Below are 14,124 nucleotides of genomic sequence, written 5' to 3'. Positions count from 1 at the left end.
GGGCCCTCGCCGCAAGGAGCCCTCTGTCATGAACAAGACGGTCGCCTTCGTCTCCCTGGCCGCCGGACTCGCCCTCACCGCCCTGGTGCTGGGCCTGCCCCATGTGGCACCGCCGCACGGTGCCTCTCCCGTGCCTCCACCCAGGCCGGCGGCCGCCAGCAACGGCTCGTTGATGATGACGAGCCGGCTGTCCCACCCCTACATCACCCCGGGAAGCTCGGACCTCTTCGTCACGGTGGACATCACCGGCGTGGAGGTGCCGGGCGCCAGGCGCACCCCGGTGAACCTGGCGGTGGTCATCGACCGCTCGGGCTCCATGAGCGGCTACAAGCTGCAGCAGGCGAAGCAGGCCGCGCGCCACCTCGTGGGGTTGCTGGGACCCGAGGACCGGCTGGCCATCGTGCACTACGGCTCGGACGTGAAGAGCCTGCCGAGCCTGCCGGCCACGCCCGCCAACCAGGAGCGGATGCTCCAGTTCGTGGAGGGCATCTGGGATGACGGCGGCACCAACATCGGCGCGGGGCTGCACACGGGCCGCTCGCACGTGGCGGCCTCCCGGGGCGACTACACCGTCAACCGCATCATCCTGCTGAGCGACGGCCAGCCCACCGAGGGCATCACCGACGACGCGGGCCTCACCGAGGTGGTGAAGGGCATCCGCGCCGAGGGCATCACCGTGAGCGCCATCGGCGTGGGCACGGACTTCAACGAGGACCTGATGCAGGGCTTCGCCGAGTACGGGGCCGGGGCGTACGGCTTCCTGGAGGACGCGGGGCAGCTGGCCACGCTCTTCCAGAGGGACCTGCGGCAGGCGGCCACCAGCGTGGCGCGCGGCGTGGAGCTGTCCTTCGAGCTGCCCGCTGGGGTGAGGCTGGGCGAGGTGCTGGGCTACCGCGCGCACCAGACGGGGCGCACGGTGCGGGTGCCGCTGCCGGACTTCTCCTCGGGACAGGTGGAGCGCGTGGTGGCGCGGCTCACGGTGGAGGGCACCCGTCCGGGGAGCGCGGTGGACGTGGCGGGGCTGAAGCTGGCGTACAAGGACCTGCTGAAGGACACCGGGGTGGAGAGCGCGGCGAGCCTGTCGGCGATGGTGACGGAGCGGCACGAGGAGGTGCTGGCGCGGCAGGACAAGGACGCCACGGTGTACGCCACGCGCGCGCTGAGCGCGAAGAACCTGAAGCTGGCGGCCGAGGCCCTCCGCGACGGACGCAGGGAGGAGGCCAAGGGCTACGTGATGCAGAACCAGGCGCTCTTCGAGAAGGCGGGCACGGTGGCCAGCCCCTCGGCCGTGGCGGCGGACCTGGCCGAGCAGCAGGCGGTCCTCCAGGACTACGAGCAGGCGTCCGACAGCGAGTCGGTGGGCTCGGCGGTGAAGCGCACGAAGGCCCGGGCCATGAAGAGCTTCGGGAAGATCGGCTCCACCTACTGAAATTCCGCCCGCCCCCGTCAGCTTCCGGTTGACCGGCGGAATCCCCCCACCCTATCTCCGCGTTCTCCGCTCCTCCTGGCCTCACCAGGAGGGCGTACTGGAGGCGAGAGCTTGAGCGCGGAAACACCCTGGGTGGGCGTCATCATGGGCGGCAAGAGTGACCTGGAGCACCTGCGCCCTGGCATCGACGTGCTGAAGGAGCTGGGCATCCCGCACGAGGTGCGGGTGGTGTCGGCCCATCGCACACCGGACTGGATGATGCAGTACGCGGAGACGGCCGAGTCGCGCGGGCTGTCCGTCATCATCGCGGCGGCGGGGGGCGCGGCCCACCTGCCCGGCATGGTGGCCAGCAAGACGCTGCTGCCGGTGCTCGGCGTGCCCATCCCCGCCACGGTGCTCAACGGCTTCGACGCGCTGATGTCCATCGTCCAAATGCCCAAGGGCGTCCCGGTGGGCACCATGGCCATCGGCAAGCCGGGGGCCATCAACGCCGCGCTGTACGCCGCCTCCATCCTGTCCCTCAAATACCCGGAGCTGCGCCCCAGGCTGGGCGCCTGGCGTCAGGCCCGCACCGACGAGGTGCTCCGGGATCGGGAGCTCGCATGAACACGAAGATCGTCCTGCCCGGTGGAACGATCGGCATCCTCGGCGGTGGGCAGCTGGGCCGGATGATGGCCCTGGCCGCGCGCACGCTCGGCTACCAGGTGCAGGCGTTGGATCCCGACCCCGCGTGCTCCGCCCGCTTCGTGGTGGACCAGTGCTACACGGCCGACTTCGGCAGCGCGGAGGAGGCCACCCGGCTCGCGCGCGCGTGCGACGTGGTGACGCTGGAGATCGAGAAGATCCCCCTCACCACCCTGCGCGCCGCCGCACAGCACGCACCGCTGCGGCCCGGCCCCCACGTCCTCGAGGTGGTGCAGAACCGTGGCCGGCAGCGGGCCTGGCTCGCGAAGCACGGCTTCCCCCAGGGACCGTGGAAGCAGGCGGACCAGCAGGAGTCCCTCGCCACGGCGGCGACGGAGCTGGGCGGGCGCTGCTTCGTGAAGTCCTGCGAGGGCGGCTATGACGGCCGGGGCCAGTACCTGGTGAAGGCCGCTTCCGAGGCCCCCGAGGCCTGGCGAGAGTTGGGCCAGAGCCCCGTGGTGGTGGAGGCCGCGCTGGACCTGCAGGCCGAGCTGTCCGTGCTGGTGGCGCGCTCCCCCCGGGGAGAAGTCGCGGTGTACCCGCCGGCCTACAACCACCACGAGGAGCGGATCCTCGACTGGTCCCTGCTGCCGGGACAGGTGCCGCCCCAGGTGGCCACCCAGGCGACGGAGATCGCCCGCGCCATGGCCACGGCGCTCGAGGTCGAGGGCCTGCTGGTGGTGGAGATGTTCCTCCTGAAGGACGGACGGCTGCTGGTGAACGAGCTGGCGCCGCGCCCGCACAACAGCTTCCACGCCACCGAGGTGGCGTGCCTCACCAGCCAGTTCGAACAGGCGGTGCGCGCGGTGTGCAACCTGCCGCTGGGCTCGGTGGAGGTGGTGCGGCACGCGGCCATCGTCAACCTGCTGGGCGACCTGTGGCTGCGCGAGGGCGGGCCGAAGTTCGAGTCCGTGCTGGCCATGCCGGGCGTCCGGCTGCACCTGTATGGCAAGCGCGAGGCGCGCAAGGGCCGGAAGATGGGCCACCTGTCCGCCGTGGGCACCACGCCCGAAGAGGCGCTGGCCCGCATCAAGGCCGCCCGCCAGGCCCTGGGAGCGTGAAGCCATGAAGACGAACGCGGCACGGCTGCTGGACTCGCTCGGCGTCCGCTACGAGCTGCGCGAGTACGACGTGGACCCGGAGGACCTCTCCGCCGAGACGGTGGCCGCCAAGGTCGGAATGCCTCCGGAGCAGGTGTTCAAGACGCTCGTGGCCCGGGGGGACCGGACCGGCGTGCTCCTCGCCGTGGTGCCGGGCAACGGCGAGCTGGATCTCAAGGCGCTGGCGCGGCTGAGCGGGGACCGGAAGGTGGACACGGTGCCGCTCAAGGAGCTCCAGCCGCTCACGGGCTACATCCGCGGCGGCGTCACGGCCATTGGCGGCAAGAAGGAATACCCCGTGTTCGTGGACGAGACGCTCGAGCTGTTCGACGTCATCTCCGTGTCCGCGGGCGTGCGGGGCACGCAGATCCTCCTGACTCCCGCGGACTACCTGCGCGTCACGAAGGGCAAGCTCGGGCCCATCTCCCGCGACAAGGCGTAGCCCACGGCGTCACACCCCTCGGGAGGGGGCTCGTCATGGGCCCCTCCCCTGCCAGTCTCTAGCGGGACTGGCGTCGATGGACGCCCTGCTCACTCAACTTCCAGGCCAGATCCCGGGCGACCTCGAGCTCGAAGGGCTTCTTGAGCCACTGCAGATCGGCCCGGCCCACGCGCTTGACCACTTCCTCCCGGGAGATGTCCGAGAAGGCGCTGCAGATGGCCACCTCCAACTGGGGATCCTTCTCCAGCATGCGCAGGATGGTCTCCAGCCCATCCCAGCCGGGCGGCATCCGCATGTCGACGAGGGCGAAGTTGTAGGGACGCCCCTCCGCCAGGGCGCTGACGACCTTCTGGAACCCCTCCATCCCCTGAGAGGCGGTGTCGATGGTGAAGGCCACTTCCGGAGGCGCGGCGGGTGGGGTGGCGCCGAAGAGCTTCTTCTCCAGGTTGTCCAGCGCGGGACGGCGCCATTTCGGCCCCAACACCCTGCGCCAGACATTCAGGATGGTCGGGTCATCATCCACCACCAGAATGCGCCGCTGAACCTGCCCATCCATCCCGAGCCCTCCTTGCGGGGGCTGGCGTATACCCGACCCCTGAGCCCCATCTTGTGACCCAGCCATCCAGAAATGTGAGGGGAACGCCATGGGAACGGAGCCTCTGGGGTGCAGCTCGTCTCCATTCGGTTGTCCCCCCCGACAATCCTACCCGGGTTCGCCAAGGGGTGGAAGACACGGTTTCCAGCCCCATCTACGGGTGCTTGCATACCTGGGGCAGCCCTCTCTGGCTGCTGCCCCAGCGAGGCGGCGTGCGCCCGCCCTCACGTGTACGCAAGGGAGCCAGGGCTGAGTCCGGCGAGGCGCCAGGGCGTGGTCCCGAGCGGAATCCACCTCACGGAATCATCGTGATGCGGCCCAGCGCCGGCGGAGTCACCGGGATGTTGGCGCGCAGGTAGGCATCGAGCGCGTCGACGTCGATCGCGCCCGTGAGGGGATCCTTCCCCTCGGTCAGCACCGTGTAGCCGTCACCGCCAGAGGCCATGAAGTTGTTCACCGTGACGCGGTAGCTCGCCGCCGGATCGATGGTCACGCCATTGAAGATGATGGACTCCGGGTTCACCTTGCTCCCCCGCGGCGCCGAAGCGCTCCAGGTGAAGGAGAAGCCCCTCGACACCTGAAGGATGGAGGTGCCGGACGGCTGGAACTGCTGCTCCAGCAGCGTGTCGATCTGCGCGCCGGTGATCGTCAGCGTCACCAGGTTGTTGGCGAAGGGCTGGACCGAGAAGACCTCACCGAAGGTGATATCCCCGGCGTTGATGTCCGCGCGGACGCCGCCCGGGTTCTGGAAGGCGATGACGGCCCCACCCATCTCCGCGGAGCTCGAGGCCGCGAGCATCGCGTCCGCGACGAGGTTGCCGAGCGTGGACTCGCCCGAAGCTCCCTTCGGGATGGGCCGCACGGGGGCCTTCAGCTCACCCGTGGTGTTGCCGATGATCCTGTCCCGCTGGGGCGCGGCCTTGCTGACGATGTCCTTCACGTACGTGTCCACGGAGGGCTCCGCGGTGTCACGCGTGACGATGACGTTGCGCGCGGTCGTCTCCACCACGTCTTTCGAGACGGGATCCAGCACCAGGTCGATGTCGGTGATGAGGCGCCCATGGCTGTACGCGCTGGTGACGCGCTTGCCGTCGATGACGCAGTTGTACGCCTGATGCGTGTGACCGGAGGCGACCACGTCCACCTCGTCATCGAGCCGCTCGACGATGTCCTTGATGGGCCCGGAGATGCCGTTGCATTCGTCATAACGCCCTGGCTGCGCGCCTCCCTCGTGGATGACCACCACGATGGCCTCCACGCCCTGCTGCTTCAGCTCCGGGACGAGCGCATTGACCGTGTCCGCCTCGTCCTGGAAGGTGAGCCCCGTCACACCGGACGGGCTGACGATGAGCGGAGTCCCCTCCAGCGTCATGCCGATGAAGGCGACCTTCACGCCCTGGAACTCGCGGATGTCGTAGGCCGGGAGGAGCGTCTTCCGGGCGGCCACGTCGGTGAACACGTTGGCCGAGAGGAACTTGAACTTCGCGCCCGCGAAGGACGTGCTCGCCACGCACCCGTCCACCGTGTGGCAGCCGCCATTCTGCATGCGCAGCAGCTCGGTGGCGCCCTCGTCGAACTCGTGGTTGCCCACGGAGTTGATGTTCAGCCCCATCATGTTCATCACTTCGATGGTGGGCTCGTCGTGGAAGATGCCGGAGACCAGCGGCGAGGCGCCGATCAGGTCACCCGCGGAGACGACCACCGTGTTCTCCGGGTTCTCCTCCCGCAGCTTCTGGAGGTGGTGGGCGAGGAAGGCCGCGCCACCCGCGTTCACATCGACGGTGCCACCATCACTGGCGGGCGTCGGAACACGGCCGTTGCTGCCCGTGGGGGCCTCCAGGTTGCCGTGGAAGTCGTTGAAGGCCAGGACCTGGACACGGATCGGCTGGGGCTCGGGAGTCGGCTTGGGATCACAACCAGGATACGCGATGAGCAGCGAGCCGAAGGCGAACGCTCCGAGGAGCTTGACGGCACGGGAGGATCTCCGTGCGTTCGAAGAGGCAGGGTGGGAATGAGTCATGGGCGCGCAGAGGCATACTTGAAAACGGCTCCGCGAGAAACCACCCGGCCCGCCTCATCAGCGTGACGCAGTGCGCTTTGGGTCCACCCAACCGGGGAGCACGGGCTCGAGGATTCCCGTCGCCCCATCCTGCTCCAGCCGGGCCTTCACCTTCGGAGGTGACCCGACCACCACGTCCCGCCCGCGCTCGAACCGCTGGGCCTTCACCAGCGCCAGCGTGGCCCGGTCCAGATGGAGCGCCCGGCGCGGTGACGGGACGAGCAGCACCGAGATGTCCTTCGTCAGCGCCTTCACCGCGTCGGGTCTGAGCGTCCCGTCCGGAAGGAAGAAGCGTGCCTGGACCTCGTCGTTGCTCCGGTAGTCGTCCCCTCCTCCCACCTGTTCGAGCCAATGGGCGTACTCGCCCTGGCCATCGGCGCGCTTCGGCTCCGGGATGCCCTTCAGCCCCCGCTGCTCCCAGTGGTACCAGCCCTCCTGGAAGGCCGAGCGCGGATCGAGCTTGCGCGCGAAGCTGAAGGTGCTGTCCGTGGTCGCGCCCACGCCCCCATGGCAACCGATGCAGGCCGTGGTCTCCTCGACGTTCTGGGGACGCAGCGCGCCATCCGCGTCCTCGATGAAGCCCTGCATCAGCCAGCCGGAGCCCGTGCCCACCCCGCGCTCCGCGTCCGCGAGCACCGTCTTCAGCTTGTCGGGGTGCTTCGTCCTCTCCCGGACCTCCGCCTCGGCCGCCAGCTGGAGGTCGCTGTACGTCAGCCAGCGGGCCTTCCGCATGTAGCGCAGCTCCTTCATCCGCGCGGCCATGCGCACCTGCTCTCCCTCCACGTCGAGGTAGCGCAGGCTGTGCAGGAACTCGGTGCCTCGCGGGTAGAGGCCGGCGGCGGGCCAGCCATCCTTCGCACGGTCCAGCCCGGCCGCCTGGCCCACGTAGCCGAAGGGGCGCTCGGGCTTCGGTGGCCACACGAAGGCCACGCGCCTCGCCGTCCCGAGCACCCCATCTCCGTCGAGATCCGAGCCGAGCTCGCGCTCGTCCGTGGGAGGCAGCGGCACATCCACCCGGCGGATGAACGCCTCCAGGATGGCGAGGTTGAGACGGTAGATGGCCTTGCTCTCGCGCCCGGCCCGGTCGCGCCGGAACGCCTCGGGCAGACGGATGAACACGTCTCCCGCGCTCCCGTTGGTCGGCCAGAACATGCCCGGGAACGGCGCATAGGCGAACGAACGCCAGCCCGTCATGGTCCCGTCCGGTGAATGATCGAACCCCTCGGCGTCTGGCTGGAACCAGCAGTCCGGGGTGTAGCCCTCCCACCTGCCATTCCCGTTCGCGTCCCAGGCAGCGGGCGGATGGGCCAGCGCCGCGGCGAGCCGGAGCCCGCCGCGCTCGTCCACGTAGTTGCTCGACCGCACCCAGGCCAGCAGCTCGGCGTCCGGCATCTCCACGGGTGGCGGCGGCTGGAGCACGTTCGTCCAGCGATTCTCCTCGGCGGAGCGCGCCACCGAGAGGACCGTCTGCACGGTGTCGTCCTCGATGAAGTTGGGCGGGCGCGGCGTCTGGTGGCACGCGAAGCAGCCGTTATGCGTCCGTCCGCCTGGCGTGTCCTGCGTCGCCGCGTAGCACTGCGCGGGCAGGTAGGCCGCCGGATTCGAGAGCTGGGGCCGCACCCGCGCGTTCGCCGGCATGGCCGTCGCGAGCGCCGCCCGCACCTGCTCGATCGGTGCCGACGCGGGTGTCGGACGACGCGACTCCCCCGAACGCAACACCGCGGCCGCCCCGGCCACGAGCAACCCAGCTACCAACACCACGCCTGTCGCCTTCCGGCGGCCCATGTCCTGCTCCCACGAAGCTCAAAGCCGAGGGGCCTTCCCGAGAGTCCTCCCGGGAAGGCCCCTCACGGCTGTCTGGATGATGACTCCGGTAATCAGTTCATCGCCGGGAACGGGCCGATGTAACCGGTGTACGACTGACTCAGGCGCTGCGCCTCGGCCAGGTCCGCCCCCAGCTTCTCGACGTCGGACTCACCGTAGGGGTGCTGCACCTGCGCCTTGATGTACGCGAAGCCATTGATGTCCGGGTAGAAGTAGACGCCCGTCGTCTCCGAGCCGTAGGGGGCGGAGAAGATGCGGGTCAGCTCACGCGTGACGATGTTGTAGGACCAGACCATGTCGTTCTGGTGGCCCTCGACGGTGTCCTCGCCGATGAGCAGCGTGTCATACCCGTTGATGAAGGACAGGTTGTCGGGATTGGCGATGCCGTTCACGCTGCACGTGTTCGCGGTCCCCTTCACGGAGTCACCGCTGCTGTTCACGTACGTGAAGGAGGGATCGTAGAAGGGGCTGTTGCTCGGGTAGGGGTTGGCGGAGCCAGGAGCATTCAGCCACACGCCCTCGACCAGCGGCGAAGCGGATTCGACCACGTAGTCACTGCCGATGTCCGCGTTGCGCGACACCACCATCTCGTAGACCGCGCCGCAGTCGTTGCGGGCGACCTGGACGTGATTCGGCCCGCCGAGATCCCTGTTCGTCGGGTCGCTGATCATCCCGTTGTTCAGCTCGCTGAAGGACACGTAGAGCCGGTGGGCGGCCACGTTGTACGTGATGCCCTCGGTCTTGCGGAACTCGGTGGTGGCGCCGACGTAGGCCGCGTAACGGCGGCTCTCCAGGCGGGAGGCCGCCAGCTCCTGACCGGGCTTCAGCCGCAGGCACTCACGGCCGGTCTCGGTGTTGATGGCACGGAACCCGGATTCCGCGCTCGGGCAGGTGCCATTGGGGGCCTGGTCCTCGGTCTCGAAGATGTCGGAGAACTTGATGCCACCGTCGATCAGCGCCTTCACCTCGGCGTTCGTCGCGCTGGGGCCCAGCGGAATCCAGTAGATGTCCGCCCGGCCCGAGGGCAGGCCCGAAGCGGTGGTCTGGAACCACCGCGCCGCGTAGAGCTGGCCCTCGGACAGGTCCCCCTCCCGCTTCGCCACGAACATGTAGAAGCCGTCATTGGTGCCGTCATCGCTCAGGTAGGCGGTCCTGCGATCCGGCATCACATAGGCCAGCTCGAGCGCACGCCGGCCCGCCGCGTAGTGCTTCTTGACGGTGGTGGTGCCCGAGCCGTCCACCGCGACCTCGACCACGAAGCCATAGCGGTAGGGCGAATAGACGGCCTTGGCCTGCTCGATGGTGGCCGTGGCCGGATCGAGCCCCCAGTAGCGAAGCATCGAGCGATCCGCCGAGGGAAGGCTGCTCACCGTCTTGGCATCTTCAAACTTGCGCGCATCCGACGGGTACTCCTCGCTGCTCAGGTTCGTGTTCCACGGCGACACGCTGCCCGCGCAGGGAATCCAGTAGCCCTCCACGCCGGAGAAGTCGATCGGCCGGGTGCTGGTGGCCGTGAGCTTGCCATTCGCGTCCTGACGCAGCTCGGAGAGGTACATCGACGCGGGCGTGGTCTCGAACTGGGTGAGCTCGAAGATCTTGTTGCCCGTCTGGATGAGCGCCGAGAAGTCGTTGGACGGAGAGATGAAGTCCGAGCCGTCCGTGTTCTTCACCGGCTTGCCGTCCTTCTGGATCATCCGGCCGAAGACGTGCTCGCCCACGGTCTGACCGGAGCGCAGCACGGTCTCGTACTGGATGGAGACCTCCTTGCCGTTCACGTTCGCCTTCGGGCTGGCGTAGACGGCTCGCTTCTCCGCATCCGTGCGCGCGGCGTTCACCGGCGTGAAGCTGAGAGATTTGACATTGCCGGCCGGCCCCTGCGGGCCCGGTGCCCCTGGGGCTCCCGGTGCTCCCGGCTCGCCGTTGTCGCCCTTGGGCCCCGTCTCGCCCGTACACGCGGAGAGCGCGAGCGCGGTCAGGGACGCCAGCACCAGACGCCCCGTCCGGCGCTCCCACCTCGAATAACCCGATTGCATCGTGGCCTCACGATTGGAAGTGATGATGGCGGATGCTACCGGTGCCCGGTGGGCTCCAGGCAAGGTACTCGTGACACAATTGGCACAAACGCTCCCCCCGGGGCGCTCGCTCAGGGCACGACCTGGAGGTGCTCCACCCCTTGGAGCTCCACGGAACCACCGCGCGTGATGCCCACCTTCTGACACCAGCCGCCGGGCACCTCCAGCACGTAGCGCCCCGGCACGCCCACCGAGCGCGGGGAGAGCGTGCGCGGCTCGGCGTTCTCGATGATGCCCACGATGCGCCCCGCCGAGTTGATGAAGAGCATGTCCAGCGGGATGAGCGTGTTCTGCATCCAGAAGCTCTGCACCTCGTCGTGGGGGAACACGAAGAGCATGCCCTTGCCCGCCGCCAGCTCCTTGCGCCACATCAGCCCGCGCGTGCGCGTGTCGGGCGTGGCGGCCACCTCCACGTCCACCCGGTGCACGCCTCCATAGGCGTCCTTGAGCAGCACCCGCGCCCGCGGCAGCGAGGGCCCTACGTAGTCCTCCGCGGTCACGTCCGTCACCTTCCTCGCCTCCGGCGCGGACGGTCTACCCTTGGCCTCGGTGGCCTCGCAAGCCGTAAGCAGCAGCAGCGCGGCACAAGCAGCCCCCGGCCCCCGGCCCATCATCCCAGGTGGAGCTGCTTGTTCAGCAGCTTCTCCGTGAGCTGCGTCCCCAGGCTGTCCGCCATCAGCCGCTCCACCACACCTTCGAACTCGCCGCGCTGGCGCTCGTCGTTGTAGATGAAGCGGATGCCCATGCCGGGCTCCTCGGCGTCGCCCTTGGACCAGACCACCTCGCCGAGCAGCTCGAAGGGCGCCTCGCGCTGGGGCACCGTCAGCTTGAACAGGAAGCGCGTCCCGATGGGCAGCGGCTTCTTCGTCTTGATGAAGGTCCCACCCTTGGAGATGTTCTTCGTGTAATCGGCGAAGAACGAGTTGAGCTTCTTGTAGTCCACCTTCAGCTCGATGGGCGCACGAGCATGTTGGCGGTGTTCAGAGCCTGTCTTCTGTTCGGCCATGCTGTGGGGAGTATAGGAGAAGGCCATGCGGCAAGTCCTCTTCCGTGCCATCGACCTCGTCCGGCGCCCCCCGGTGCTGGTGCTCGCCGGGGCCATCGCGGTCGGCGGCTCGGCCCTCGTCCTGCTTCCCCTCTATGGCGTGCCCGGCTTCGAGCTGGGCCTCACCCTCTCCATCGCCGTCGGCCTGCTCGGGGGTGGGGTAGGCATCGCCGCGGTGCATCAGGAGCGCCGTCTGCTCACCGGGCAGGCGGTCGCCGCGGCCTCCACGGACACCCCGGGGACACGGGTGTGGCGGGCCCTCGCCCCCGCCCTGCTCATCAACCTGGCCATCCTGGTGCCACCCTTCCTCGCCGCCACCCTGTACGCGTCGATTGGAACCCGGTGCGACCCCTTTGCCCTGGTGGGCTTCTACCCCCTGCTCACCCTCCCCTCCGCGGTGCTGGCCTCGGTGGTGGGCGTCTTCTGCGGCTTCGCCACCCGCCGCTGGGGCCGCGCCGTCCTGCTCTACGTGGGGCTCGTCCTCCTCTCGGGGGTGGGCACCGGCTGGCCCATCGTCTTCGGGCCCCAGGTCTACGCCTTCAACCATTTCCTGGGCCACCTGCCCGGCCCCCTCTATGACGAGTCGCTCTCCGTCTCCTCCGCCCTCCTCTGGTTCCGGCTGGAGACGCTGCTGCTCGCCCTCGCCGTCTGGGCGCTCACCGCGCTCTGTCTGGACCTCTCCGAGTCCCGGCTGCACCGCCCGGGCCTCCGCGCCGGTGCCCTCACCGTGCTCGGACTGGCCCTCGTCCCCGTCATCCTCCTCGAGGCGCATGGGACGGACCTGGGCCTGCGCATGACGGATTCGGCCCTCATGGCCCGGCTCGGTGGAGTGCGCGAGACGGAGCACGTCCAGTTCATCTACCCCCGCGGCGAGCCCCGCGAGGAGGTGGACCGGATGGTGAGGGACATCGAGTTCCGCTACGCCCAGCTCTCGCGCTTCCTCGGCGGTGCGCCCGAGGGCCGCATCCGCGTGTGGCTCTACCGCTCGGACGAGGAGAAGCAGGCGCTGGTGGGCGCCGGCCGCACCCAGTTCGCCAAGCCCTGGCGCCTGGAGCTGCACATCAACGGGGGGCACGACTTCCCCCACTCCACCCTCAAGCACGAGCTGGCGCACGTGATGGCGGCTCCCGCGGGCAGCGCGCCCTTCCGCGTCACCACCCGGCTGGGCGTGTGGCCCCTCATGGGCGTCATCGAGGGCCTGGCGGTGGCCGCGGACAACCCCGTCCTGGGAGACCTCACCCTGCACGAGTGGGCCGCGGGCATGCGCCGGCAGAAACTGGCCCCGGACATCCGCAAGCTGGTGGGCCCCGAGGGCTTCTACCAGTCGGCCCCCGCCCGCGCGTACACGCTCGTCGGCTCCTTCCTGCGCCACCTCGCCGACACCTACGGCGCGGAGAAGCTGCGCGCCCTCTACGCCCATGGCGACTTCGAGGGCGCCTATGGCCGCCCGCTGGACGCGCTCGCCACCGAGTGGGAGCAGTACGTCGACGCGCTGCCGCTGGACGAGGCCACGGTGAGCCGCGCCTTCCAGCGCTTCCGCACCGGCAGCCTCTTCTCCCGCGCGTGCGCCCGCGAAGTGGCCCTCCTTCAAGAGGAGGCCCGCGACTTCCTCGCGAGCGATCCGCAGCAGGCGCTCGAGCTGTACCAGCGCGCCGCCCGCCTCCAACCCCAGGAGCCCTCCTTCCTGCTGGGCCAGGCCACCGCGCTGGAGCGGCTGGAGCGCCCGGACGACGCCACCCAGGTCCTGGCCGCGCTCTCCGAGCAGGTGAAGGGCCAGCCTTCCCTGGAGGCCGAGGTGGCCCTGGCCCGGGCGGACGTGGCCTCGCGGCGGGGGAACAAGGAGCAGGCGCGGGCCTTCCTCGACCAGGTCCTCGCGCTCACCCCCGGCCCCGAGGTGACGCGCACCGCCCAGGTGAAGCTGGCCGCGCTCGACTCCGACGTCCGCGCCGGCCCCATCCAGTCCTACTTCCGGGAGAAGAGCGAGGAGCTGCGCCTGCTGCGGCTCGCCAACGGCCTGGAGGCGGCACCGAAGGATCCCTACCTCCACTACCTGCTCGGCCGGCGCCTGCTCCAGGTGGACGCCCCCGCCCTGGCCCTGACGCACCTCTCGCGCGTCCTGGAAGGCGAGCTGCCCGAAGCCATCCGCCGAGAGACACTCCGCCTCCGGGTGCAGGCCGCCTACCTGGCGGGGGACTGCGGGACGGTGAGGCACGAGGTGGGGGCGTTGCCCGACTTCGGCCCCGGCTTCCGCGCCGTGGCCCAGGAATGGGCCGAGCGCTGCGACTTCGAGGACGGCCACTTCGGCGGTCCCCTGGTGCCCCGCGAGTCTTTCCGCTAGACCCGGCACGAGGAATGCAAATCTCCATGCGCGGTTGCCCCTTCACGGAGACTCCACGAACATGAACGCCCGTCTGCTCCCCGCCTGTGCCCTCCTGCTGCTCGTGGCCTGCGCCCCGCGCAACATCCCCGGCACGCAGATCCCCGACACCAATGACACCCGTGCCATTCTCGACGTGATGGAGCGCTACCGCTCCGCCATCGAGGCGCGCGATGCCAAGGCCATCCAACAGCTCGTCTCCCCGTCCTTCCGGGACAACGGCGGTACGGATGATCCCCAGGACGACCTGACGTACGCCAACCTGCCCCAGGCGCTCCCCGCCCTCTTCTCCCAGCTCGAGTCGGCCCGGGTGGACCTCGACATCCGCTCGGTGAACGTGCGCAGCGATGGGGCGGCCACCGTCATCTACTACTGGAACGTCAGCTGGCGCGCGCCCGGGCTCATCGAGAAGTCCCAGCGCGACTCCGAGCTGGAGCAGATGGTCTTCCAGAAGGAAGACGGCCAGTGGCGCATCGTTTCCGGTTTCTGAGCCGGTG

Annotated in this window: 12 protein-coding genes; 6 read left to right on the top strand and 6 right to left on the bottom strand. The window is 69.4% G+C overall.

Annotated features, from left to right (window positions below; all coding sequences use genetic code 11):
* The first annotated feature begins 28 nt into the window (after positions 1–28).
* From NR810_RS34335 to ybaK, 4 genes are all read left to right on the top strand, one after another.
* Positions 29–1,429, top strand: a complete 1,401-nt coding sequence (locus tag NR810_RS34335) for a vWA domain-containing protein (protein WP_257458695.1) — start codon at positions 29–31, stop codon at positions 1,427–1,429.
* 144 nt (positions 1,430–1,573) lie between these two features.
* Entirely contained in the window at positions 1,574–2,035 is a 462-nt protein-coding gene (gene purE / locus NR810_RS34330; protein WP_204228964.1) for a 5-(carboxyamino)imidazole ribonucleotide mutase, read from the top strand.
* Entirely contained in the window at positions 2,032–3,174 is a 1,143-nt protein-coding gene (purK, locus tag NR810_RS34325; protein ID WP_257458694.1) for a 5-(carboxyamino)imidazole ribonucleotide synthase, read from the top strand. Before purE ends, purK begins: the two co-directional genes overlap by 4 nt.
* Positions 3,175–3,178: 4 nt before the next feature.
* A complete protein-coding gene (ybaK, locus tag NR810_RS34320) occupies positions 3,179–3,655 on the top strand; it encodes a Cys-tRNA(Pro) deacylase (protein WP_257458693.1) in 477 nt (158 codons plus the stop codon).
* Between the two features lie 58 nt (positions 3,656–3,713).
* On the opposite strand, the gene NR810_RS34315 is transcribed toward ybaK, so the two are convergent.
* The 6 genes from NR810_RS34315 to NR810_RS34290 all read right to left on the bottom strand — a co-directional run bounded on the left by NR810_RS34315 (position 3,714) and on the right by NR810_RS34290 (position 11,211).
* On the bottom strand, positions 3,714–4,211 hold the full coding sequence (locus tag NR810_RS34315) for a DNA-binding transcriptional response regulator (protein WP_257458692.1): 498 nt from the start codon (positions 4,209–4,211) through the stop codon (positions 3,714–3,716).
* A 334-nt stretch (positions 4,212–4,545) separates the two neighbouring features.
* A complete protein-coding gene (locus tag NR810_RS34310; protein WP_257458690.1) occupies positions 4,546–6,270 on the bottom strand; it encodes a bifunctional metallophosphatase/5'-nucleotidase in 1,725 nt (574 codons plus the stop codon).
* Positions 6,271–6,327: 57 nt separating this feature from the next.
* On the bottom strand, positions 6,328–8,094 hold the full coding sequence (locus NR810_RS34305; protein WP_257458689.1) for a hypothetical protein: 1,767 nt from the start codon (positions 8,092–8,094) through the stop codon (positions 6,328–6,330).
* 92 nt (positions 8,095–8,186) lie between these two features.
* Positions 8,187–10,166, bottom strand: a complete 1,980-nt coding sequence (locus NR810_RS34300; RefSeq protein WP_257458688.1) for a PhoX family protein — start codon at positions 10,164–10,166, stop codon at positions 8,187–8,189.
* Between the two features lie 110 nt (positions 10,167–10,276).
* Entirely contained in the window at positions 10,277–10,714 is a 438-nt protein-coding gene (locus NR810_RS34295; RefSeq protein ID WP_407653868.1) for a DUF192 domain-containing protein, read from the bottom strand.
* Between the two features lie 101 nt (positions 10,715–10,815).
* A complete protein-coding gene (locus NR810_RS34290; protein ID WP_204226821.1) occupies positions 10,816–11,211 on the bottom strand; it encodes a TIGR02266 family protein in 396 nt (131 codons plus the stop codon).
* A 25-nt stretch (positions 11,212–11,236) separates the two neighbouring features.
* On the opposite strand from NR810_RS34290, the gene NR810_RS34285 reads away from it, so the two are divergent.
* Together NR810_RS34285 and NR810_RS34280 are read left to right on the top strand one after the other, a co-directional pair.
* Positions 11,237–13,588: a hypothetical protein gene (locus NR810_RS34285; protein ID WP_257458686.1), complete on the top strand. Its 2,352-nt coding sequence runs from the start codon at positions 11,237–11,239 to the stop codon at positions 13,586–13,588.
* Between the two features lie 61 nt (positions 13,589–13,649).
* On the top strand, positions 13,650–14,117 hold the full coding sequence (locus NR810_RS34280; protein WP_257458684.1) for a nuclear transport factor 2 family protein: 468 nt from the start codon (positions 13,650–13,652) through the stop codon (positions 14,115–14,117).
* The last annotated feature ends 7 nt before the right edge of the window (positions 14,118–14,124 follow it).

The organism is Archangium lipolyticum (assembly GCF_024623785.1).
GTDB lineage: Bacteria > Myxococcota > Myxococcia > Myxococcales > Myxococcaceae > Archangium > Archangium lipolyticum.
Note: the sequence above shows the minus strand (reverse complement) of the source record. Positions and strands in the feature narration are given on the sequence as shown.

What these genes read in the sequence shown, in the direction of transcription:
- ybaK (WP_257458693.1), top strand. Translation starts at nt 3,179, where the DNA reads ATGAAGACGAACGCGGCACGGCTGCTGGACTCGCTCGGCGTCCGCTAC.
- purK (WP_257458694.1), top strand. Translation starts at nt 2,032, where the DNA reads ATGAACACGAAGATCGTCCTGCCCGGTGGAACGATCGGCATCCTCGGC.
- NR810_RS34315 (WP_257458692.1), bottom strand. Translation starts at nt 4,211, where the DNA reads ATGGATGGGCAGGTTCAGCGGCGCATTCTGGTGGTGGATGATGACCCG.
- NR810_RS34300 (WP_257458688.1), bottom strand. Translation starts at nt 10,166, where the DNA reads ATGCAATCGGGTTATTCGAGGTGGGAGCGCCGGACGGGGCGTCTGGTG.
- purE (WP_204228964.1), top strand. Translation starts at nt 1,574, where the DNA reads ATGGGCGGCAAGAGTGACCTGGAGCACCTGCGCCCTGGCATCGACGTG.
- NR810_RS34305 (WP_257458689.1), bottom strand. Translation starts at nt 8,094, where the DNA reads ATGGGCCGCCGGAAGGCGACAGGCGTGGTGTTGGTAGCTGGGTTGCTC.
- NR810_RS34285 (WP_257458686.1), top strand. Translation starts at nt 11,237, where the DNA reads ATGCGGCAAGTCCTCTTCCGTGCCATCGACCTCGTCCGGCGCCCCCCG.
- NR810_RS34290 (WP_204226821.1), bottom strand. Translation starts at nt 11,211, where the DNA reads ATGGCCGAACAGAAGACAGGCTCTGAACACCGCCAACATGCTCGTGCG.
- NR810_RS34335 (WP_257458695.1), top strand. Translation starts at nt 29, where the DNA reads ATGAACAAGACGGTCGCCTTCGTCTCCCTGGCCGCCGGACTCGCCCTC.
- NR810_RS34310 (WP_257458690.1), bottom strand. Translation starts at nt 6,270, where the DNA reads ATGACTCATTCCCACCCTGCCTCTTCGAACGCACGGAGATCCTCCCGT.
- NR810_RS34280 (WP_257458684.1), top strand. Translation starts at nt 13,650, where the DNA reads ATGAACGCCCGTCTGCTCCCCGCCTGTGCCCTCCTGCTGCTCGTGGCC.